Annotated in this window: 22 protein-coding genes and 1 riboswitch; of the genes, 10 read left to right on the top strand and 12 right to left on the bottom strand. The window is 71.7% G+C overall.

The window, feature by feature from the left end; genetic code table 11:
• Positions 1-41 precede the first annotated feature (41 nt).
• Positions 42-1346 carry an adenosylmethionine--8-amino-7-oxononanoate transaminase gene (locus IEY86_RS07270; RefSeq protein ID WP_189130702.1) on the bottom strand — a complete coding sequence of 435 codons (1305 nt, stop codon included), beginning with the start codon at positions 1344-1346 and terminating at the stop codon, positions 42-44.
• Positions 1339-2559 (bottom strand): biotin synthase BioB, encoded by a 1221-nt coding sequence (bioB, locus tag IEY86_RS07265; RefSeq protein WP_189130701.1) that lies wholly within the window; start codon positions 2557-2559, stop codon positions 1339-1341. Before bioB ends, IEY86_RS07270 begins: the two co-directional genes overlap by 8 nt.
• A 145-nt stretch (positions 2560-2704) precedes the next feature.
• Between bioB and IEY86_RS07260 the strand changes: the two genes are divergently transcribed.
• Positions 2705-3859 carry an 8-amino-7-oxononanoate synthase gene (locus IEY86_RS07260; RefSeq protein WP_189130700.1) on the top strand — a complete coding sequence of 385 codons (1155 nt, stop codon included), beginning with the start codon at positions 2705-2707 and terminating at the stop codon, positions 3857-3859.
• Positions 3860-3926: 67 nt separating this feature from the next.
• Here IEY86_RS07260 and IEY86_RS07255 read toward each other — a convergent pair whose 3' ends face one another.
• Both IEY86_RS07255 and IEY86_RS07250 read right to left on the bottom strand, forming a co-directional pair.
• Positions 3927-4151 carry a DUF397 domain-containing protein gene (locus IEY86_RS07255; RefSeq protein ID WP_189130699.1) on the bottom strand — a complete coding sequence of 75 codons (225 nt, stop codon included), beginning with the start codon at positions 4149-4151 and terminating at the stop codon, positions 3927-3929.
• A gap of 16 nt (positions 4152-4167) precedes the next feature.
• The gene (locus IEY86_RS07250) at positions 4168-5031 is read right to left on the bottom strand and encodes a helix-turn-helix domain-containing protein (protein WP_373286973.1); all 864 of its coding nucleotides are present in this window, start codon (positions 5029-5031) and stop codon (positions 4168-4170) included.
• Between the two features lie 252 nt (positions 5032-5283).
• Here IEY86_RS07250 and IEY86_RS07245 point away from each other — a divergent pair, with 252 nt between their 5' ends.
• Positions 5284-5715, top strand: a complete 432-nt coding sequence (locus IEY86_RS07245; RefSeq protein WP_189130698.1) for an ATP-binding protein — start codon at positions 5284-5286, stop codon at positions 5713-5715.
• A gap of 47 nt (positions 5716-5762) precedes the next feature.
• On the opposite strand, the gene IEY86_RS07240 is transcribed toward IEY86_RS07245, so the two are convergent.
• From IEY86_RS07240 to IEY86_RS07225, 4 genes are all read right to left on the bottom strand, one after another.
• Entirely contained in the window at positions 5763-6338 is a 576-nt protein-coding gene (locus IEY86_RS07240; protein ID WP_229698219.1) for a DUF6328 family protein, read from the bottom strand.
• A gap of 294 nt (positions 6339-6632) precedes the next feature.
• The gene (locus IEY86_RS07235; RefSeq protein ID WP_229698218.1) at positions 6633-7568 is read right to left on the bottom strand and encodes a DUF8832 domain-containing protein; all 936 of its coding nucleotides are present in this window, start codon (positions 7566-7568) and stop codon (positions 6633-6635) included.
• 172 nt (positions 7569-7740) lie between these two features.
• The gene (locus IEY86_RS07230) at positions 7741-8214 is read right to left on the bottom strand and encodes a C40 family peptidase (protein WP_189130697.1); all 474 of its coding nucleotides are present in this window, start codon (positions 8212-8214) and stop codon (positions 7741-7743) included.
• A 4-nt stretch (positions 8215-8218) separates the two neighbouring features.
• A riboswitch (cyclic di-AMP (ydaO/yuaA leader) is annotated at positions 8219-8372 on the bottom strand.
• Positions 8373-8872: 500 nt separating this feature from the next.
• Entirely contained in the window at positions 8873-10165 is a 1293-nt protein-coding gene (locus IEY86_RS07225; protein WP_189130853.1) for a M28 family metallopeptidase, read from the bottom strand.
• 583 nt (positions 10166-10748) lie between these two features.
• Here IEY86_RS07225 and IEY86_RS07220 point away from each other — a divergent pair.
• From IEY86_RS07220 to IEY86_RS07190, 7 genes are all read left to right on the top strand, one after another.
• Positions 10749-11051 (top strand): urease subunit gamma, encoded by a 303-nt coding sequence (locus tag IEY86_RS07220; protein ID WP_189130696.1) that lies wholly within the window; start codon positions 10749-10751, stop codon positions 11049-11051.
• An 8-nt stretch (positions 11052-11059) separates the two neighbouring features.
• Entirely contained in the window at positions 11060-11365 is a 306-nt protein-coding gene (locus IEY86_RS07215; protein WP_189130695.1) for an urease subunit beta, read from the top strand.
• Entirely contained in the window at positions 11365-13086 is a 1722-nt protein-coding gene (locus tag IEY86_RS07210) for an urease subunit alpha (RefSeq protein ID WP_189130694.1), read from the top strand. The genes IEY86_RS07215 and IEY86_RS07210 overlap by 1 nt, the downstream gene beginning before the upstream one ends.
• Positions 13087-13127: 41 nt before the next feature.
• On the top strand, positions 13128-13859 hold the full coding sequence (locus tag IEY86_RS07205) for an urease accessory protein UreF (RefSeq protein WP_189130693.1): 732 nt from the start codon (positions 13128-13130) through the stop codon (positions 13857-13859).
• The gene (gene ureG / locus IEY86_RS07200; protein WP_189130692.1) at positions 13849-14532 is read left to right on the top strand and encodes an urease accessory protein UreG; all 684 of its coding nucleotides are present in this window, start codon (positions 13849-13851) and stop codon (positions 14530-14532) included. The genes IEY86_RS07205 and ureG overlap by 11 nt, the downstream gene beginning before the upstream one ends.
• Positions 14529-15320, top strand: coding sequence for an urease accessory protein UreD (locus tag IEY86_RS07195; protein ID WP_229698217.1), 792 nt, complete (start codon positions 14529-14531; stop codon positions 15318-15320). The genes ureG and IEY86_RS07195 overlap by 4 nt, the downstream gene beginning before the upstream one ends.
• Before the next feature lie 116 nt (positions 15321-15436).
• On the top strand, positions 15437-15775 hold the full coding sequence (locus IEY86_RS07190) for an SCO4225 family membrane protein (RefSeq protein ID WP_189130690.1): 339 nt from the start codon (positions 15437-15439) through the stop codon (positions 15773-15775).
• On the opposite strand, the gene IEY86_RS07185 is transcribed toward IEY86_RS07190, so the two are convergent.
• From IEY86_RS07185 to IEY86_RS07175, 3 genes are all read right to left on the bottom strand, one after another.
• Complete coding sequence (locus IEY86_RS07185; RefSeq protein ID WP_189130689.1) at positions 15747-16622, bottom strand: TIGR02452 family protein; 876 nt, start codon at positions 16620-16622, stop codon at positions 15747-15749. The two genes, IEY86_RS07190 and IEY86_RS07185, sit on opposite strands and share 29 nt — an antisense overlap.
• 107 nt (positions 16623-16729) lie before the next feature.
• Positions 16730-17440: a lysophospholipid acyltransferase family protein gene (locus IEY86_RS07180; protein WP_189130688.1), complete on the bottom strand. Its 711-nt coding sequence runs from the start codon at positions 17438-17440 to the stop codon at positions 16730-16732.
• A gap of 130 nt (positions 17441-17570) precedes the next feature.
• Complete coding sequence (locus tag IEY86_RS07175) at positions 17571-19052, bottom strand: MFS transporter (RefSeq protein WP_229698216.1); 1482 nt, start codon at positions 19050-19052, stop codon at positions 17571-17573.
• 158 nt (positions 19053-19210) lie between these two features.
• Here IEY86_RS07175 and IEY86_RS07170 point away from each other — a divergent pair, with 158 nt between their 5' ends.
• Entirely contained in the window at positions 19211-19981 is a 771-nt protein-coding gene (locus IEY86_RS07170; RefSeq protein WP_229698215.1) for a TetR/AcrR family transcriptional regulator, read from the top strand.
• Here the strand turns inward: IEY86_RS07170 and IEY86_RS07165 are convergent.
• On the bottom strand, positions 19972-20130 hold the full coding sequence (locus IEY86_RS07165; protein ID WP_189130686.1) for a hypothetical protein: 159 nt from the start codon (positions 20128-20130) through the stop codon (positions 19972-19974). The genes IEY86_RS07170 and IEY86_RS07165 overlap by 10 nt on opposite strands.
• Positions 20131-20228 lie beyond the last annotated feature (98 nt).

The raw sequence follows: 20228 nt of genomic DNA, 5'->3' as shown, positions 1-20228 counted from the left end.
CACCTCACCGCTCGGGCGGCCCTTCGCCGCCCGCCCGACGCTCAGGCGACCTCGGCCGCCGCCACCACGGCGGCGGCGATCCCGGCCACGTCGTCGTCACCCGTGACGTACGGCGGCATCGTGTAGATCATGTCCCGGAAGGGCCTGAGCCAGACCCCGTGCCGCACCGCCGCCCGGGTGGCGGCCTCCATGTCGACCTCGTGGTCCAGCTGGACCACGCCGATCGCGCCGAGCACGCGCACATCCGCGACTCCCGGCAGTTTCACCGCGGGGTCGAGACCCGCCACCAGGCCCTCCTCGATCCTGGAGACCTCCGCCCGCCAGTCCTGGCCGAGCAGCAGGTCGATCGAGGCATTGGCGACCGAGGCCGCCAGCGGATTGCCCATGAAGGTCGGCCCGTGGGCCAGCACCGGGACCTCCCCACGGGAGATCCCGTCCGCGACCCGCGAAGTGCACAGCGTCGCCGCCATCGTGAGGTAGCCGCCGGTCAGCGACTTGCCCACGCACATGACATCCGGGCTCACCCCGGCGTGGTCGGCCGCGAACAGCTCCCCGGTGCGCCCGAAGCCCGTGGCGATCTCGTCGAAGACGAGCAGGACGTCGTGCTCGTCGCACAGCTCGCGAAGGGCGCGCAGATAGGCGGGGGAGTGGAAGCGCATCCCGCCCGCTCCCTGCACCACCGGTTCGACGATCACGGCGGCCACCTCGTGGGCGTGCCGCTCCACGAGCTCCGCCAGATGCCGCAGGTACCGCGGGTCGGGCTCCTCGCCGAACCCGGCGGGCGGAGCGTCGGCGAAGACCTGCCGCGGCAGCACACCGCTCCACAGGTGGTGCATCCCGCCGTCCGGGTCGCACACGGCCATCGGGGTCCAGGTGTCCCCGTGGTAGCCGCCGCGCCAGGTCAGCAGCCTGGTCTTCCCCGGACGTCCCAGCGAACGCCAGTACTGCAGGCACATCTTCGCCGCGACCTCGACCGACACGGAGCCGGAGTCGGCGAGGAAGACATGGCGCAGCGGCTCGGGGGTGATCTCCACCAGCCTGGCGGCCAGCCGGACGGCGGGCTCGTGTGTGAGCCCGCCGAACATCACATGGCTCATCCGGCCGAGCTGATCGCGGACCGCCGAGTCCAGCCGCGGGTGGGCGTAGCCGTGGATCGCCGACCACCACGAGGACATGCCGTCGACCAGCTCGTCCTGTCCTTCGACGGGCTCGGCCAGGCGCAGCCGGACCCCCGCCGCGGACTCGACGACCAGCGGCCTGCTCCGGCCCGGCATCGGGCCGTAGGGGTGCCACACATGCTCCCGGTCCAGCTCCAGCAGCCGCTCGGGGGTGAGCCGCTCAGGCATTGGGCGGAAGGTCCGTCCCGGCTCCGCGGCGGCGCACCGCCACCAGTTCGGGGCGGGGGCCGTCGCCCGAGCCGGCGCGGGACGGGCCCACCGCGGCAGCTCCCACGGAGGCCGCGACCGGCTCCGGCGCCGGCTCGTCCGCTTCCGCCTCCCCGCCGCCGCACGGCGCACAGCCGCCGCCCGAGCCGCAGCCCGCGCCCGCGACGTCCGCCCGGTGCTCGGGCAGGGTCACCTGGTCGGTGCCCTCCACCGTGAACCCGGCGTCGGCGATCATGGCGAGGTCGGCCTGTCCGGCCTGGCCCTCACTGGTGAGGTAGTCGCCGAGGAAGATCGAGTTGGCCAGGTGCAGCGCCAGGGGCTGCATCGAGCGCAGGTGCACCTCGCGGCCGCCCGCGATACGGACCTCGACGTCCGGGCAGACGAAGCGCACCATCGCCAGGATCCTCAGGCACCGCTGCGGGGTGAGATTCCACTCCTTGGCCAGCGGGGTGCCCTCGAAGGGGATGAGGAAGTTCACCGGCACGGAGTCCGGGTCCAGATCGCGCAGCGCGTAGACGACGTCCACGAGGTCCTCGTCCGACTCGCCCATGCCCGCGATCAGGCCGGAGCACGCGGACAGGCCCGCGGCCTGCGCCTGCTGCACGGTGCTGACGCGATCGGAGAAGTCGTGCGTGGTGCAGATGTCGCCGTAGGTGCTCTCGGAGGTGTTCAGGTTGTGGTTGTAGGCGTCGGCCCCGGCGGCGCGGAGCTTGTCCGCCTGCCCGTCGGAGAGCAGGCCGAGGCACGCGCAGATCTCGACGTCCCCGTTCTCCTGCTTGATCGCCTCGATCGTCTGCGAGACACGCTCGACGTCCCGGTCGGTCGGACCGCGGCCGGAGGCCACCAGGCAGACGCGTTTGGCGCCTCCCGATACACCGGCCTTCGCGGCGGCCGCGGCCTCGTCGGGCTTGAGCCAGGTGTACTTGAGGATCTCCGCCTTCGAGCCGAGACGCTGCGAGCAGTAGGAGCAGTCCTCGGGGCACAGACCGGATTTGAGGTTGACGAGGTAGTTCAGCTTCACGCGCCGCCCGAACCAGTGCGTGCGCACCTTCGACGCGGCGGCAACCACGTCCAGCACCTCGTCGTCGGATGCGGCCAGTACGGCCAATGCCTCTTCTCGGGTCGGCAGCTCCCGCCGCAGCCCCTTGTCCACCAGCGTCTTCAGCAGGTCCATGGGCGAGATCCTGACGTAAGGGCCGTCCCAAGACCAGTGACGGAACGGACAAGATCGACCAATGGGTATGTGTACATGGCCACACGCCACCGAGGGTCGAGTCGCGCTAGGTTCCCCCCAAACCCTCGACCTCCAGGATCACCGCATGCCCGAGGCACCTTTCGACTGGCTCGACCGGCACGCCGAGCAGCGCCGCCGAGCCGGACTCTCCCGAACCCTGCGGCCGCGACCGGCCGACGATCCCGTGCTCGACCTTGCCGGGAACGACTACCTGGGGCTCACCCACCACCCCCGGGTCACCCGTGCCGCCGCGGACGCCGCACTGCGCTGGGGGGCGGGCTCGACCGGCTCCCGTCTCGTCACCGGCACCACCGCGCTGCACGGCGAGCTCGAGGCCGAGCTCGCCGCGCTGTGCGGGGCCGAGGCGGCGCTCGTCTTCGCCTCCGGCTACGCGGCGAACCTCGCCGCCGTCTCCGCGCTGACCGGCCCGGGCACGCTCATCGCCTCGGACGCGGCCAACCATGCCTCGCTCATCGACGGCTGCCGGCTCTCCCGGGCGGAGAAGGCCGTGGTCCCGCATGCCGACCCGGAGGCGTTCGCCAAGGCGCTCGCCGGTCACGACGGCCGTGCGGTGGCCGTCACCGACTCGGTCTTCTCGGTCGACGGCGACGCGGCGCCGCTGGCCGCGCTCGCCGTCGTGTGCCGTGAGGCGGGCGCAGGGCTCCTTGTGGACGACGCGCACGGACTGGGCGTGCTCGGGGAGGGCGGCGCCGGAGCGGTGTCGGCGGCGGGACTCGCCGGTTCGCCCGACGTGGTGACCACCGTCACACTGTCGAAGTCGCTGGGCAGTCAGGGCGGCGCGGTGGTAGGCCCCGCCCGGGTGATCCGGCACCTGGTGGAGAACGCCCGCACGTTCATCTTCGACACGGGTCTGGCTCCGGCCGCCGTGGGCGGGGCGCTGGAGGCCCTGCGGGTGATCCGTGAGGAGCCCGGGCGTCCGGTGCGTACCCGCGAGGTCGCCCGGGAGCTCTCCGAGCGGCTCGCCTCGGCGGGGCTCCTGGCCAGCACGCCGGACGCGGCCGTGGTCTCGGTCAGGGCGCCGTCACCCGAGGCCGCCCTGCGCTGGGCCGAACGGTGCCGTGAACAGGGCGTCGCCGTCGGCTGCTTCCGGCCGCCGTCCGTGCCCGACGGCATCTCCCGGCTGCGCCTGACCGCCCGCGCCGACCTGACGGCGGCCCAGGTGGACGCAGCGGTGGGTGTGGTGGTGGGCACGGCTCCCCGGGAACCGATCGGGGACTGACCCCCGGCGTGCCCGAGGGGCGGGGATGAGCTCCGCCGCCCCTCGGGCACACGCACCGTCCCCCGGATCAGCGGTCGTCGAACGCCCCCGTACGCACGGCGGCGACGAACGCCGACCACGCGGAAGAGGCGAACAGCAGGGCCGGACCCTGCGGGTCCTTGGAGTCCCGGACCGCCAGCACTTCCGTGCCGAGTACCGCGGTCTCCACACAGTTGTTCGCCCCGGTGCTGTGACTGCTGCGCTTCCACCGTTCAACAGACAGGGCAGCGCTGGATGGCGCGTATCGAAGCATGGTCTCCCCTTAACCTCTAGGTGACTTTCGCAATGTCTGCGACATATGCCAAAGAGTCCTCGGTGGACAGGGCCAAAGAGCGCAGGAGTTCGAATGCGGACGAGTACGCCGCGGTCTCCTCCTCCTGCTCCAGATAGAGACTACTCGTCAGATGGTCAATGGAAACCACGTCTTGGTCTCGATCATTCGGAAAAGAGAAGATTACGAAAGGACCTGTCAGGCCAATATGGGCGCCACGAGAAAAAGGGAGTACCTGAATGTGCACATGTGGTCGCGCCGCCAACTGTGCCAAACGGAGCATCTGGGTGCGCATCACCTCCGGGCCGCCCACCTCCCGGCGCAGCGCGGCCTCGTCGATGACGGCCCACAACTGGAGCGGCGGCTCCCTGCCCAGCACCACCTGCCGGGCGATCCGCACATCCACGAGCGCGTCCACCTCCGCGCAGCGGCGCCGCGGCAGCACCTCCCGGGTCACCGCCCGCGCGTAGTCCGCGGTCTGCAACAGGCCCGGCACCACGCTCATCTCGAGGGTCCGCATCGAGGCGGCGTCCGACTCCAGGCTGATGAAGTCAATGTAGGAGGGCGGCAGCATGTCGCGATACGACTGCCACCAGCCCCGTTTGGCACCGTCGCGCGCCAATTCCTCCAGCGCCTGGCGAAGTCCCGTGTCGTCCACCCCGTAGACATCGAGGAGCGAGCGCACATCGGCGGGTCTGGCTCCGCTGCGCCCGGTCTCGATCCGGCTCACCTTCGACTGGTGCCAGCCGACTCTGTGGGCGGCCTCCTCACTGGTGAGCCCCGCCTTGTCGCGCTGGCGGCGCAGTTCGGCGCCCAACTTGCGGCGGCGCACCGTCGGAACCGGCTCCACAAGCACCTCCATGCCGTGCCCGACGGTGTCGTCGGAAGGCGTCAAAGGGTCAGTGTGCCAGCGCAAATGTGCTGCCGTGCAGGAGAGTTCACCACTTCGGGCGACAGATATATGCATATCTTTGTCGATCCTCTGCGCGGGTGGCGGCATGGAAGGCACTCTTGGGCGATGCAGCAGCCGATGTCGACGACGAAGACCGCAAGGCATGCCGGGCCGCGCCTCCTATTCGGAGATTCAGGCCGCGGTGGGAAGGGACATCTCGTCATGGCCGACCTGCGCGAAGCCAGCATCACACTATCGACGGAACCCGCCTCGGTGCGCATGGCCAGGGGGTACGTGGCTGCCGTCCTCGCCGAGTGGGGGCTGCCGCCCGGCCACGACGTCGCCGAGAACGTCCGCCTGATCGTCTCGGAGTTGACCACGAACTCCGTTCAGCACACCTGCGGGCACTCCCCGACCTTCACCGTCGATGTGCTGCTGGAACGGGACGAGACCCTGCGGCTCGGGGTGACCGACAGCCACCCGCGCCGTCCCCAGCGGCTGCCCGCCGCGGTCGCCCAGGACAACGGCCGGGGGATGGTGATCGTCCGCCACCTCGCCGCGGAGTGCGGGGGCAGGGTGACGGTGACTCCCACCGAGCACGGGGGCAAGACGGTCTGGGTCACGCTGCCGTGGGAGGACCGCGCGGTCGGCTGAGTCCCGCAGCCGGGGCGCCCGCGAGCCGGGGTTCGGGAGCCCGGTGCTCAGGAGCCGGGTCGTGAGGAGTCAGGCCGTGAGGACTCGGGCCCAGAGGACTCGGGCCCAGAGGACTCGGGCCCAGAGGACTCGGGCCCAGAGGACTCGGGAATGGGCGGAGGGGGCATCTGGCGCAGCCACAACGGGATCAGCAGCCACAACCAGGCGAACAGCAGCGCCACGCACCCGCCCGTCACCTGGCCCGCCAGCCGGCTCAGCGCGACGTCCATGATCAGCATCACGGAAGCGGTCAGCGCCAGGGCGAGGAAGACCAGCCCGGCCAGGGCGAACCGCGCCGACACCTGCACGATCCTGCGCTTCGCGTGGCGCCGGAAGAGGACCCGGTGCAGCGCCGCCGGAGCGGTGAACAGGGCGGCGGCGACCACCGCCAGCAGGAGGGTCACCACATAGGTGTTGCGCTGGTAGTCGTCCAGCTCGGGGAACCTCTGGGTGAACACCAGCCCCAGCAGGAAGGCGAAGAGGATCTGCACGCCGGTCTGTGTGACACGAAGTTCCTGGAGGAGCTCCGCGAAGTTGCGGTCGTCGCGCTCCTGCGGGGTCTCATGACGTCCCGTGTTCTCCATAACGGACATCCTGCCCTTTGCGGTGCACGGAGTCCCGCTGCGGGGCGACCGGGAGCGCCTCGGCGCCACCGGTGCGAAGCCGGCGGCCGGCAAGGCCCGGACACTCGCCGCGTTTCCGGGGCCGTCCGGGCCCGCGACGCGGCTCCTTCCGGGACCAGGTGGCGGGTGGCGGAGGCCGGCGCGCGGCCCGTCCCCCGGCCTCGCGCGGCCCGTTCCAGCAGCGCGGCGAACTGCCCGCCGCGTTCCGCGGCCGGCTCGGCCGCCGCGCCGGCCGCGCGGCGCGGAGCGCGCCGGTCATCGCACCTGCACCGTGACCGCCGCCGTGTGCAGGGCGCCACCGGCCTTGAACTCGACGAAGAGACGCCATCGGCCGGCGTCCGGGAACAGTGCCTGGAACCTCAGTGCCGGGCCTCCCCGCTCGCCCGCCTTCCCGAGCGGGTGCAGATGGGCGAACGCCCCGTCGCCGTCGTGGAAGGCCGTCAGATGGGCGTACACGCCCAGATACGGCCGAAGGTCCGTGACCGGCTTGCCGCCGCGCGTCACCGTCAGCGTCAGCGGCGCCACCCGCTTCGCCTTCGGCTCGCCGCCGAGCGTGAGCCGGTAGCCGTCGACCTCGGTGGTGCGCGACGGCGCAGGCAGCGCGTTCACGGTCGTGTCTCCGCCGACCCGGAAGGGGGTGCTGAGCACCATCGGCCCCTTCCCCCGCGCCGCCTCCGGGACGCTGGAGGTGTACACACGCCACCAGCCCGCCTTCAGCCCCTTCAACTCCCCGCTCCAGGTCCCGTCCGCGGCCATCGCCGGGTGGAGGTGCTGAAAACCCGTCTGATCGGAGCGGACGGCGTACATGTGCATCGGTTTGGTCTGCTCGGGGACGAACGAGGTGACGGCACCGCCGTCCGGGCCCTCGACGCGGAAGCGGAACGCGGTCGCCCTGCCCTCCGGCACCGACGAGGTGAGCGGCACCAGGCGGTAGCCGCCCGCGGACGCCTTCAACCCGGCACCGGAACCCGTGGTTCCGGGTCCGCCGTGGTGGTGCCCGCCGTGCTGTCCGCCGCCCGAGGAGTCCCCGCCCGAGGAGTGCCCGCCCATGGAGGGGTCGTTCATGGAGTGCCCCGGACCGCCCGCCCCGGCGCCGTCGCGGTGTCTGCCTCCGACGACCAGGGCCAGGGCGAACACAGCTGCCAGGGCGCAGGCGAACGCGATGATGCGGAAGGGCTTCGAGGTGAGCATCGTGCGGCGTATCCCGTCATTTCCCGTATTCGGACGCGTGATCAACCTACCGCCGATGCCCGTGGGGTGGGACGCGCGGGGCGCGCCGCCCGGACCCCAGGGGGCCGGACGACGCGCTCGTCGTGGTGCGGCGGTTGTTCGGGCCCGCGCCACCCGCGTCATCCGGCTCGCGTCACCTCACGCGCCCGTACCAGACGCTGCCGGTCCAGATCTTCTCCCGGCTCACGGTCCTGCCGGGCCGAGGAGAGTGCCAGATCTTGCCCTTACCGGCGTATATGCCGACGTGGTAGACGTTCCTTCCGGAGTGGAAGAACACCAGGTCGCCCGCCTTGCGTGACTTGGCGGAGATGTGGCGGGTCCTGTTGTACTGCTGCGCCGCGGTGCGCGGCAGCTTCTTGCCCGCCTTCTTGAACACGTAGAGCGTGTAGCCCGAGCAGTCGAACCGGTGCGGCCCGGCGGCGCCGTACTGATAGGGAGATCCTTTCTTCGAGGCGGCGATCTTCAGTGCCTTGGTCGCGACCGTGGCCGCTTCGGCCGAACTGGTCAGGCACGGCACGAGAGCCGTTCCGGCCAGAGCCGCCGCGGTGAGGGCGGACGTGGCTCCGGCCCGGGAGATGAGCGCAGGCATGCGTGTACGCGCAGACATGCGTAAGCCCTTCGTCATCCGCCTGCGAAAGGTGACCTGTCGGGTTCGGGCTGGCGAAGTTGCCCGGCCACACGCGTGGCTTCACCCCAAGAGCCGCTGGGTTCACGGCTCGTCGTGCTTGGGTCTCCCGCTCCTGCCGACTCGAGTTGCTCGACCTGCGTCCGGGTGGCGGCAGGACTCGGCGTCCGCCCGGACCGCCCCGCCTCGGTGACGGGGTCTTGTCGTCGACTGAAGATCCTGCGTCATCGACCGCCCGGATTCGCAGCTTCCACGGCCATCTGTGAACTTCTTCACTTCTGGGCCGTTCTGCCGATCCGGGCGCGTTTCACCCTGATGGGCATCCCGGAAAACCCCGTCTGACCAGCGGAAGTTGACCTCCGTCCCGAGGTGTTCGAGCGAGCCCGCGATGGGTCGACTGCGTCGACAGGGGCAGATGGCACTAGACCGTTCGGGCGATGGGTTCCGCCGGCCCGGCCAACCGTCGGAGTGTCGTCGGCCGTGCCGGCGAGCGCCTGGGCGTCGCGCGGACCGCCGTAGGCGCGCTCCCCCGGGCCCGGTTGATCCTTCCGGACAGGTCGACGACCTCCGGACAGAGCACCGCGGCCCGGACACCGGTGGTCGGCGTCCGGGCCGCGGGGGCGACCGTGAGGAGGGCGCGTCAGAAGGTGAGCTTCCAACTGTCGATGTAGCCGGTGTCCTGCGCGGCGACGTCCTGCACCCGCAGCTTCCACGTCCCGTTGGCCACCTCGCTGGAGGCGTTGACGGTGTACGTGGCGATGACGTTGTCCGCGGAGTCGTTGCCGCTGGAGTTCTTCAGCCGATATGTGCTGCCGTCGGGGGCGACGAGGTCCACGACCAGGTCACCGCGCCAGGTGTGCTTGATGTCCACGCCCACCTTCAGCGTGGAGGGCGCGTTGCCGCTCACTCCGCTGACGGTGACCGGGGACTCCACGGCCGATCCGTTGTCGGGGATGCTGACGTTCGCCGTGTTCTCGAAGCTCGAGCCGGGCGGGGGAGTGGTCGCGGTGCCCAGCGTCCAGATGGCGTTCGCGATGGCGTCGGTGTTGTTGTCCAGGGCCGTGTCGTTGATGTTGGCCGAGGTGTCGCACGAGGCGTGGTAGCAGCGGTCGAACGCCTGGCCGGACGTACCGCCCCACTTCTGCGCCTGCGCCGCGGTCTTGATGTAGTCGGCGCCGCTGAACAGCCCGCCCACGGGCACGCCGGCGTTCTTGAACGGGGCGTGGTCGGAGCGGCCGTCGCCCTCGGTCTCGATCTCGGTCGGGATCCCCTTGGCGGCGAACCAGTCCTTGAAGACCGCCTCGAGCTGCGTGTCGTCGTCGTAGACGAAGTAGCCGGGGTTCGGCGAGGCGATCATGTCGAAGTTCAGATAGCCGTCGATCTTCGACCGCTCGGTCGACGACAGGCTGTTCACGTAGTTCTTGGAGCCGATCAGGCCCAGTTCCTCGGCGCCCCACCAGCCGAAGCGCAGATGCTTGGTGGGCTGGAGCTGGGCGCGCGAGACCGCGAGGGCGACCTCGAGGATGCCCGCGGAACCCGAGCCGTTGTCGTTGATCCCCGGACCGCCGGTCACGGAGTCCAGGTGCGAGCCGGCCATCACGACATGGCTGGGGTCGCCGCCCGGCCAGTCGGCTATGAGGTTCCAGCCCGTGGCGCCGTTGTAGGTGAACGGCAGCAGGGCGGTGGTGTAGCCCGCCGCGTCCAGCTTGGCCTTCACATAGTCGATGGACGCCCGGTAGCCGGGGCGCCCATGGGCCCGGTTGCCGCTGTTGGCGGTGGCGATCGACTGAAGCTGGGACAGGTGTGCCTTGACATTGGCCACGGGGATGTCCGGCGCCGCGAGGGCGGTGGCGGTGCGCGCGGCCTTCGGCGGTGCGGCCTCGGGCCGTGCGGACGCGGGGGCGGCGGAGGAGGCGAGGAGGGCGCCGGTGATCGCGGTGGCGGCGACGGCGGCGACCGCCGCCCGGCGCGGACGCGGTCTTCGGGCGGGGCGCTTCGCGCCGGCGCCGGCGTCGGCTGGGGAGCGGACCGGGGAACCGGCGGGGGAATGTGAGGACACGATGGGGCTCCGGATTCTGGTGAGGACAGAACGGAACGAACGGGACGCCCCGGCGGCGCATCGCCAAGGCGCCGAACAATTGACGCGGACATGATCCTGCGGCCTGCCTGACGTCACGTCAAGAGCGCATACCGGACACAGCGTCACGACTACCGGATGCCCGCCGCTTGCGGCACGGCTCGCAGCCGCCCCGCACACCGCGCTGTCACTCCTGGGAGTGGCTCCGGGACCCCCGAGGGCGGGGCAAAGGCTCAGTTAACGTGTTGGAAAAGGTTGCGCAGTAGCCTCTCAATTCCCCCGGCGTCAGCCCGAAGGCCCTGGTCACAGCGGTGCGGATGCCGGGCAGCGTCCACGCCGCGCCCAGGGCCCGCGGTGTGGCTCCGGGGTGCTCGCCGCCCGGCTCGAACTCCGGGCCCCTCCCCGCCGTGGGAGGGAGGGACGACTGTGAGGTGTGCCGATGCAACTGACCCCGCACGAACAGGAACGCCTGCTGATCCATGTCGCCGCGGATGTTGCGGAGAAGCGACGCGCGCGCGGCCTCAGACTCAACCACCCCGAAGCCGTCGCGCTCATCACCTCCCATCTGCTCGAGGGCGCCCGTGACGGCCGCAGCGTCGCCGACCTGATGGTCTCCGGCCGCAAGGTGCTCACCCGCGACGAGGTCATGGAGGGGGTCCCGGAGATGATCCACGACGTCCAGGTCGAGGCGACCTTCCCGGACGGCACGAAGCTGGTCACCGTCCACGAGCCGATCGGTTGAGGGCGCCGATGATCCCCGGAGAGACACTCCTGGCCACCGAGCCCGTCGAACTCAACAGCGGGGCCCCGGTCATCCGGCTCACCGTCCTCAACCGCGCCGACCGGCCGGTGCAGATCGGCTCCCACTACCACTTCGCCGAGGCCAACCCCGGCCTCGACTTCGACCGCGCCGCGGCCCACGGCCTTCGTCTCAACATCGCGGCGGGCACGGCCGTGCGCTTCGAGCCCGGCGTACCCGCCGAGGTCGAACTCGTGCCCGTCGCGGGGCGGCGCACGGTGCCGGGCCTGCGCGGGCAGACCGGAGGTGCCCTGTAATGGCGCGGCTTTCCCGGCAGGTCTACGCGGATCTGTACGGCCCGACGACCGGTGACCGTATACGGCTCGCCGACACCGACCTGCTGATCGAGATCGAGCGGGACCTCTCCGGCGGCCCCGGCCTCGCCGGCGAGGAGGCGGTCTTCGGCGGCGGCAAGGTGATCCGCGAGTCCATGGGGCAGTCCCGGGCCAGTCGCGCCGAGGGCACCCCCGACACCGTGGTGACGGGCGCGGTGGTCCTCGACCACTGGGGCATCGTCAAAGCGGACATCGGCATCCGCGACGGGCGGATCAGCGCGATCGGCAAGGCGGGCAACCCCGAGACCATGGACGGGGTCCACCCCGACCTGGTCATCGGCCCCGAGACCGAGATCGTCTCCGGCAACGGCAAGATCCTCACCGCGGGCGCCATCGACGCCCATGTGCACTTCATCTGCCCGCAACTCGTGGACGAGGCCCTGGCCTCCGGTGTCACCACCCTCATCGGCGGGGGGACGGGCCCGGCCGAGGGCACCAAGGCCACCACCATCACCCCCGGCGCATGGCACCTGGCCAGGATGCTCGAGGCGATGGACGGGCTACCGGTCAACATCGGCCTGCTCGGCAAGGGCAACACCGTCTCCACCGAGTCCATGCATGCCCAACTGCGTGCCGGAGCCGTCGGCTTCAAGATCCATGAGGACTGGGGGGCCACCCCCGCCGCCATCGACGCCTGCCTCACGGTGTGCGACGAGACCGGTGTCCAACTGGCCATCCACACCGACACCCTCAACGAGGCCGGGTTCGTCGAGGACACCCTCGCGGCCATCGCGGGGCGGGGCATCCACACGTACCACACCGAGGGCGCGGGAGGCGGCCACGCCCCCGACATCATCACCGTGGTCTCTCAGCCCCATGTCCTGCCGAGCTCCACCAACCCCACCCGGCCGCACACCGTCAACACCGTCGAGGAGCACCTCGACATGCTGATGGTCTGCCACCACCTCAACCCGGCCGTTCCCGAGGACCTCGCCTTCGCCGAGTCCCGTATCCGGCCCTCCACCATCGCGGCCGAGGACGTCCTGCACGACCTCGGCGCCATCTCCATCATCAGCTCCGACTCCCAGGCGATGGGCAGGATCGGCGAGGTCGTCCTGCGCACCTGGCAGACCGCCCATGTGATGAAGCGGCGCCGCGGCCCGCTGCCCGCGGACACCCGGGCCGACAACCACCGCGCGCGGCGCTACGTGGCCAAGTACACGATCAACCCGGCCGTCGCCCAGGGCCTGGCCCACGAGATCGGCTCGGTGGAGGCCGGCAAGCTGGCCGACCTCGTCCTGTGGGACCCGGCGTTCTTCGGCGTCAAACCGCAGCTGGTCATCAAGGGCGGCCAGATCGCCTGGGCGCAGATGGGCGACGCCAACGCCTCCATCCCCACCCCGCAGCCGGTGATGCCACGCCCGATGTTCGGCGCCATCGGCCGCGCCCCCGCGGCCAACTCGCTCAACTTCGTCTCGCAGGCCGCCCTCGACGACGGACTGCCCGAGCGGCTGGGCCTGGCCAAACCGCTCACCGCGATCACCAGCACCCGGGCGCTCACCAAGGACGACATGCGGGAGAACACCGCCAGACCGCGTGTCGAGGTCGACCCGGACACCTTCTGCGTCCGGATCGACGGCGACACGGTCGAGCCCGCTCCGGCCACGGAACTGCCCATGGCCCAGCGGTACTTCCTCTTCTGACGGGCGGCCTCCGATGGGCAACCGATGAGGAGCGGCACCCGATGAGCACCCATCCGGCACCGCCACCGCCACCGGCACCGGCACCGGCACCGGGCGGCGCGGCGCGGGCCGCGCTGCTCGTCCTGGCCGACGGGCGCTTCCCGGCGGGCGGCCACGCGCACTCCGGCGGCGCCGAGGCCGCCGTGCGCGCGGGCGGCGTCCACGACCCCGACAGCCTCGAGCACTTCTGCCGCGGCCGCCTGCGCACGGCGGGACTGACCGCCGCGGGCCTCGCCGCCGCCGCGACGGCGGGCCTCGACCCCCTGGTCCTCGACGAGGCCGCGGACGCCCGCACCGCCTCGCCCGCGCTGCGCGCCACCTCCCGCAAGCTGGGCCGCCAGCTCATGCGGGCCGCACGTGCCGCCTGGCCCGGCCCCGCCCTGGACGCCCTCGCCGCCGCCCGGCCGCGAGGCGCCCACCAGCCCGTCGTCCTCGGCCTCGCCGCCGGGACCGCCGGACTGCCCCCCCACGACGCCGCCCACATCGCGCTGTACGAGAGCGTCACCGGTCCGGCCACGGCCGCCGTGCGGCTGCTGAGCCTCGACCCCTTCGCCGTGGCCGCCGTGCTCGCCCGGCTCACCCCCGACCTCGACCGCGCCGCCGAGGCCGCCGCAACCGCCGCACGGGCGGCGCTCCACGACGGTGTGGACGCGCTCCCCGCGGCATCAGCTCCCCTGCTCGACCTCGCGGCCGAGCGGCACGCCCGTTGGAAGGTGCGTCTCTTTGCATCGTGACCATGACGAGGAATACCCGGTCCGCCACGCCTACAGCACCCCGACGACCAGGGCGGACGGCACCAGGCGGGCCCTGCGGGTCGGACTCGGCGGCCCGGTCGGCTCGGGCAAGACCGCGACCGTCGCCGCCCTGTGCCGCAGTCTGCGCGACCGGCTGTCGATCGCGGTCGTCACCAATGACATCTACACCACCGAGGACGCCGAGTTCCTGCTGCGCAACGCGGTCCTGCCGCCGGAGCGCATCGCCGCCGTCGAGACCGGGGCCTGCCCGCACACGGCGATCCGCGACGACATCTCCGCCAACCTCGAGGCGGTCGAGGACCTTGAGGACGAGGTCGGCCCACTGGACCTCGTGCTGGTGGAGTCCGGCGGGGACAACCTCACCGCCACTTTCTCCAAGGCACTGGTGGACGCCCAGGTCTTCGTCATCGACGTGGCGGGCGGCGACAAGATCCCGCGCAAGGGCGGCCCCGGGGTCACCACCGCCGATCTGCTGGTCGTGAACAAGACCGATCTCGCCCCGCTCGTGGGCGCCGACCTCGAGGTCATGGCGCGCGACGCCAAGGCCCAACGAGGCGACCTGCCGACGCTGTTCACCGCGCTCACCGCCCCCGACGGCATCGCCCCGGTCCGTGAATGGGTCCTGGCGCGGCTGGACGCCTGGCGCGCATGACCCGCTGGAGCGTCACCGCGCACGCCCGGATCACCGCCGCCCCCGACGGCCGCGGGGGGACGGCCCTGCCGGAACTCGCGGGCGACGGACCGCTCGCGCTGCGCCGAAGCCGTGACCGGGTGACCGTCGTCGGGGCGATGGCCGCGCCCCTGGGCGGTGACCGGCTCAGGCTCGACGCGACGGTGCTGGCCGGGGCGCGGCTGAGGGTGGGCACCGCCGCCGCCACGATCAGCCTGCCCGGGCGCGACGGCGCGGAGTCGGTCTACGACGTCACGCTGACCGTCGAGGACCGCGCCGTTCTGCACTGGCTGCCCGAACCGCTGATCGCTGCGGCGGGCAGCCGCCTGAGAACGACCACGCGGGTGGAGCTGGCGGAGGGCGCCCGCCTTGTCCTGCGCGAGGAGCAGGTCCTCGGCCGATCGGGGGAACAACCGGGCGCGCTGTCCACCCGGTTGACCGTCCGCCGGGCGGGACGGCCGCTGCTGGACCAGGAGTTGTCCTTCGGTCAGGCAGCGCCGGGCTGGGACGGCCCCGCGGTCCTGGGCGGGCGCAGGGCGGTGGGCCAACTCCTCGTGGTGGACCCGGCCTTCGAGGACAAGCCGGTGGCCGCCCGCCTCCTGGACCGCGACGACGGCCTCGACGGCTCCCACGCCTCGGACGGCGGCGACGCGCTGGTCACCCCGCTGGCGGGACCCGCCGCCCTGGTCACCGCCGTGGCCCGGGACGCTCTGACCCTGCGCCGTCTGCTCGACGAAGGGCAGCGCGAGGTGGTCGGCGCTCCCTGGTAGCGGCCCGTCCGCTACCCGCCCTTCCCTTGTACACAGGGCCGTTGAGTACGCGTACTCATGCCGGATGCCCCGGGGGCCGGGCAGGATCCGTAGTGGTCACGGACTACGGAGGATCGATGATCAAGAAACTGCTCGCACTACCGGTCGCCAACAGGGCGTCCCTGCTCTACCTCGGGCTGGTCGCCGCCGCCGCGCTCTACGTGGGGTACGACCTGGCCTTCGTCGAGCACGCCGACGCCTCCTTCTCCGGGGTGCTGCCGCTCGCCCTTACCCTGCCGGGCTCCCTCCTCACCATCGCGGTGCTCCCCGAAGCGGCGCCCGACTGGGTGCAGTTCTGGCTGTCCGTCGCGGTGGGCGCGATGGTCGACGCGCTCGCGGTGGGCGCGCTCTACCACCTGGCGCGCGGACGCGGCTCACGGTGGGACCTCAGCGGCCGTCCGGCGGGAAGGCCCTGACGAACGCCTCACGGGTCGGGGAGTCCGCCCGGCGGTCCAGCACGGCGAAGACCACCCGGGAGAACCGGCCCGCGAACCGGCCGCCGGGCCCCAGCAGCGCGGCGAAGGCCCCGGCCACGTGCTCCGGCCGGTTCTGGAAGACACCGCAGCCCCAGGCGCCCAGCACCAGCCGCCGGTAGCCGCCGAGCACGGCGACCTCCAGGACCCGCTCCGCCCGCACCGCGAGAGCCTCCGGCACTCGCGCCGCGGCGGCCGGGTCCCGCCGGACGATCACTCCGGCGTTGGGCGCGGCCGAGGTGAGGAACCCGACCGTGAGCGGCTCCTCCAGCAGCGTGTTGTCCTCACCTCGGAAGACCGGTACGGCGGGGGAGTGGATGACCCGGTCGCTGTAGAACGGGCTCGGGTCGGCCCGGTGCGCCTCGTAGAACTCGCGCTGGCCGCGCAGGCAGGCGTGGAGCGCGGAATTGCGGCACAGGTACTCCTCCTGCGCCTGGGCGCCGTTGAGGAAACCGCCGCCCGGGTTGCGGGCGGAGGCGAAGTTCAGCACCGCGACGCCGGCGCGGTCCTCGTCGAGCATCCGGCCCGCCGCCGCCAGGCTCCCCTCCGGGGTGACCTCGAAGGCGGTCGCGGTCCGCGCTGTCTCCGGCACTTCCATGGGCTCCGGATGCACGGGGTCCGGAGCAACGGGCTCCGGATCCACGGGGTCCGGACCATGGACCCGGGTGCCGCGCACCGCGGTGGCGATCTGCTCCCCGATCTTCACCACGCGGCCGCTCGGAGCCGTGTACCACCCCGACTCATTGATCCGGTCCGTCTGCTTGGCGATCGCCCGCAGTCGCGTGCTCACGTGTCCCTGTCCTCCCGTTGTCCGACGATCCGGACGCTAGTGCCAACGGGCGGGCGCCGGCATCCGGTTAAATTCCCCCGGGGGTTTCGGGCGACGGGGACGGCGGCTCAGGCGCTCTTGCGCAGCCGCGCCGCGATGCCCTGGGAGCGCTCGGCCTTCACATCCGAGGCGTAGAGGTCGACGTACTCCTGCCCGGACAGCCGCATGACGGCGTACATGATCTCGTCGGTCACCGAGCGCAGGACGAACCGCTCCTGGTCCATGCCCTCGAACCGGGAGAACTCCAGCGCCGGGCCGAACTTGATGATCACGCGCTTGATCCGGGGGACCAGTCGTCCGGGAGGCTGGATCTCGAAGGTGCCCACCATGGCGCAGGGGATGACCGGCGCGTGTGCCTGCAGGGCCATCGCCGCGACCCCCGTACGGCCGCGGTAGAGCCTGCCGTCGGGGGAGCGGGTGCCCTCGGGGTAGATGCCGAGCAGTTCTCCCTTGCGCAGCACCGCCAGACCCGAGCGCAGCGCGGCCTCGCTCGCCCTGCCACCGGAGCGGTCCACCGGGATCTGGCCCGCCCCCTTGAAGAATGCGGCGGTCAGGCGGCCCTTGAGCCCGCTGCCGGTGAAGTACTCGGACTTGGCGAGGAAGGTGACCCTGCGCGGCACCATCATCGGCATCAGGAAGTGGTCGGAGAACGAGAGGTGGTTGCCCGCCAGGATCGCCGCGCCCTCCTCGGGAATGTGCTCCAGGCCCTCGACGCGCGGCCGGAACAGAAGTCGCAGCAGCGGCCCGAGGAAGATGTACTTCAGGACCTGGTAGAACAACGTGGGTTCCTCCCTGCGCGGTGTCCGGCGATGTGCCGTTGCCGCACAGTAATCCCTATTGTGCGGGTGCGCGAGACCGCGGAACGCCGCCCGGCGGGGCGTTCCACGGCCGGTGTCGCGAGCGGTGGGGTCAGGCCTGCGCTTCGTCGTGAGGCCTGGCCGTCCGCGGGAGGAGGAAGGCGACGGCGAATGTGGCCGCGAAGGCCGCCGCGGTGATCAGCAGGGTCCGCTGGGCGGCGCTGTCGCCGGAGGTGTCCGTGACCCCGAAGTAGACGGTGCCGAGGACGGCGACACCGATGGAGCCGCCGAGCTGCTGGACCGCGTTGAGCGTGCCCGAGGCGGAGCCGACCTCGTCGTCGCGCACACCGGCGAGCGCGATGTCGAAGAAGGGGGCCATCAGCAGGCCCATGCCGAATCCGCACATGACCAGGGCCGGCGCGAGCTGCCAGGTGGTGGCGCCGTGCCCGGCGGCGTGGATGCTCCAGGTCAGGGCCAGGACCCCGGCGACCACGACCGCGAGGCCCCCGTGGAGGGTCCTGCGGCCGAACTTCGGCCCGAGGACGCTTCCGGCGAGGACCGCCCCGACGACGGTGCCGACCGACCAGGCGATCATCGTGGCTCCGGCGTGCAGCGGTGTGTAGCCCAGGGCGAGCTGCAGGTGGAGGGTGAGCACGAGCATGAGGCCGGACATGGCGGCGAAGAAGACGATGCCGACGACGAGCGCCGAGGTGAAGGCGCGGTTGCGGAACAGCCCGGGCTCGACGAGCGGGGAGCCGCCCCGGTTCCGGACCCGGCGCAGGTGCAGGCCGAACAGGCCGAGCACGGGCAGGGACGCGGCCATGGACAGATAGGTCCACAGCGGCCAGCCGAGGTCGCGTCCTTGCACCAGCGGGTAGACGAGCAACAGCGCGGCGGCGCTGACCAGGACCACACCCGGCAGGTCGAGGCGGGATGCCTTGGGGGCACGTCCGTCGGGAACGACCTTGAGCGCGGTGGCCAAGGCGGCGATGCCCAGGGGCACATTGATGAGGAAGATCATGCGCCAGCCGCTGCCGAACAGGTCGGCGTCGGTGAGGAATCCGCCGAGCACCGGCCCGGCGACGGAGGACAGGCCGATCACTGGGCCGAACATTCCGAAGGCCGCCCCCATCTCCTTGGGCGGGAACATCTGCCGGATGATGCCGAGCCCCTGCGGCACCAGCATGGCGGCGAAGGCGCCCTGCGCGGTCCGGGCGCCGATCAGCATCCCGGATCCGGTGGCCCCGGCGCACAGCGCCGAGCAGGCGGTGAAGCCGGTGACCCCGACGAGGAACATCCGGCGGCGCCCGAAGACATCGCCGAGCCGCGCGCCGGTGATCATGAGAACGGCGAAGGAGAGCGTGTAGGCGGCGGTGATCCACTGGATCTGCGTGGAGCTGCCGCCGAAGTCGGAGCGGATCGACGGCGAGGCGACACCGACGATCGTCGTGTCGAGCAGGTCCATCACCTCGGCGGCCAGGACGACGGCCAGGCCCCACCAGCGCAGCCGATGGCCGGCCGGTTCGGGTGGGGCGTCCGCTCCTGGGGCCTTGGTCTGCGAGGTCGCTGTCTCCTTGGTCGCTGAGGTGCTCAATGGGTCCCCCTGGGAAACGTGGCGCCGGATCCACGGCGCGAACAGTGTTCGTTTACTTACGAACACCGTTCTACGGAACGAACGACGTTCGTGTCAAGTACAGTGTTCGTCAAGCCGAACAGGGCCCTTGGGGTCCCGAGCACGGAGGTGCCACCCCAGTGACGTCGCCGCCCGTCCCCACTCCGCCCTGGCGCGCCGCCCGCAAGGACCGGAAGGCCCGCCGCGCCCTCAGTCGCGACGCCATCGTCGATGTCGCGCTGAAGGTGATCGACGCCGAGGGGCTCGACGCCCTGAGCATGCGCCGCGTGGCCCAGGACCTCGACACCGGAGCCGCCTCGCTGTACGCCCACATCGACAGCAAGGAGGAACTCATGGAGGAGGTCCTCGACCGGGTGCACGCGGAGATCGGCACCATCGAGCCACGTCTGGAGCCGGATCCGGAGAACTGGCAGGAGCAGACCAAGGAGTGGATGCGCCGAGGGCGGCGGGTCTACGCCGGGCACCGCGACCTGGCCAGGGCGGCCATGGAGCAGGCGATCCCCACGGGGCCGCACGCACTGATGAACATCGAGAAGCTGCTGGCGCTGCTGCGCGCCGGGGGACTGCCGGACCAGGCCGTGGCCTACGGTGTCGACGCCCTGTCCACCTACCTGACGGCTACCGTCTTCGAGAACAGCCTCCTGGAGTCCAGCCCCGCGCAGACCGGGCAGACCGTCGAGGAGTACTTCGGGCAGGTCCGCGACTACTTCGGCTCACTTCCGGTCGACCGCTTCCCCAATATCGTCGCCATGGTCGAGCCGCTCATGCGCGACGTCGGGGACGAGCGCTTCGAGTTCGGGCTGGACCTGCTGGTCGGCGGACTGGCTCGCTACGCGCGACCGCGCGGCACGGACGCGGCGGCGCAAGGCCAGGAGGACGCTCAGGCCTGACGGGCGGCGATCACGCCGAGGGTCACCAGCCCGAGCACGACCCACGAGAACCACAGCCAGCCGTTGCTCCCCAGCGTCACCGTGTACGCGGTGACCACGACGAGGCACACGCACGTGCACACGGCCATCGCCTTCGCTGGCGTCTGCATAGCCCCTCCTTCCCGGGGACGCCGGTCCCGTCGGCGCGACGGTCCGCTGCGGCCACTGCCCCCGCTGACAATGCTGCCACCGAGGGACCGGTTTTCAC

It is taken from the genome of Wenjunlia tyrosinilytica (assembly GCF_014646055.1).
GTDB lineage: Bacteria > Actinomycetota > Actinomycetes > Streptomycetales > Streptomycetaceae > Wenjunlia > Wenjunlia tyrosinilytica.
Note: the sequence above shows the minus strand (reverse complement) of the source record. Positions and strands in the feature narration are given on the sequence as shown.

Coding starts and splice junctions, on each gene's coding strand:
- IEY86_RS07270 (WP_189130702.1), bottom strand. CDS start 1,346: ATGCCTGAGCGGCTCACCCCCGAGCGGCTGCTGGAGCTGGACCGGGAG.
- bioB (WP_189130701.1), bottom strand. CDS start 2,559: ATGGACCTGCTGAAGACGCTGGTGGACAAGGGGCTGCGGCGGGAGCTG.
- IEY86_RS07260 (WP_189130700.1), top strand. CDS start 2,705: ATGCCCGAGGCACCTTTCGACTGGCTCGACCGGCACGCCGAGCAGCGC.
- IEY86_RS07255 (WP_189130699.1), bottom strand. CDS start 4,151: ATGCTTCGATACGCGCCATCCAGCGCTGCCCTGTCTGTTGAACGGTGG.
- IEY86_RS07250 (WP_373286973.1), bottom strand. CDS start 5,031: ATGGAGGTGCTTGTGGAGCCGGTTCCGACGGTGCGCCGCCGCAAGTTG.
- IEY86_RS07245 (WP_189130698.1), top strand. CDS start 5,284: ATGGCCGACCTGCGCGAAGCCAGCATCACACTATCGACGGAACCCGCC.
- IEY86_RS07240 (WP_229698219.1), bottom strand. CDS start 6,338: ATGGAGAACACGGGACGTCATGAGACCCCGCAGGAGCGCGACGACCGC.
- IEY86_RS07235 (WP_229698218.1), bottom strand. CDS start 7,568: ATGCTCACCTCGAAGCCCTTCCGCATCATCGCGTTCGCCTGCGCCCTG.
- IEY86_RS07230 (WP_189130697.1), bottom strand. CDS start 8,214: ATGTCTGCGCGTACACGCATGCCTGCGCTCATCTCCCGGGCCGGAGCC.
- IEY86_RS07220 (WP_189130696.1), top strand. CDS start 10,749: ATGCAACTGACCCCGCACGAACAGGAACGCCTGCTGATCCATGTCGCC.
- IEY86_RS07215 (WP_189130695.1), top strand. CDS start 11,060: ATGATCCCCGGAGAGACACTCCTGGCCACCGAGCCCGTCGAACTCAAC.
- IEY86_RS07210 (WP_189130694.1), top strand. CDS start 11,365: ATGGCGCGGCTTTCCCGGCAGGTCTACGCGGATCTGTACGGCCCGACG.
- IEY86_RS07205 (WP_189130693.1), top strand. CDS start 13,128: ATGAGCACCCATCCGGCACCGCCACCGCCACCGGCACCGGCACCGGCA.
- IEY86_RS07195 (WP_229698217.1), top strand. CDS start 14,529: ATGACCCGCTGGAGCGTCACCGCGCACGCCCGGATCACCGCCGCCCCC.
- IEY86_RS07190 (WP_189130690.1), top strand. CDS start 15,437: ATGATCAAGAAACTGCTCGCACTACCGGTCGCCAACAGGGCGTCCCTG.
- IEY86_RS07165 (WP_189130686.1), bottom strand. CDS start 20,130: ATGCAGACGCCAGCGAAGGCGATGGCCGTGTGCACGTGCGTGTGCCTC.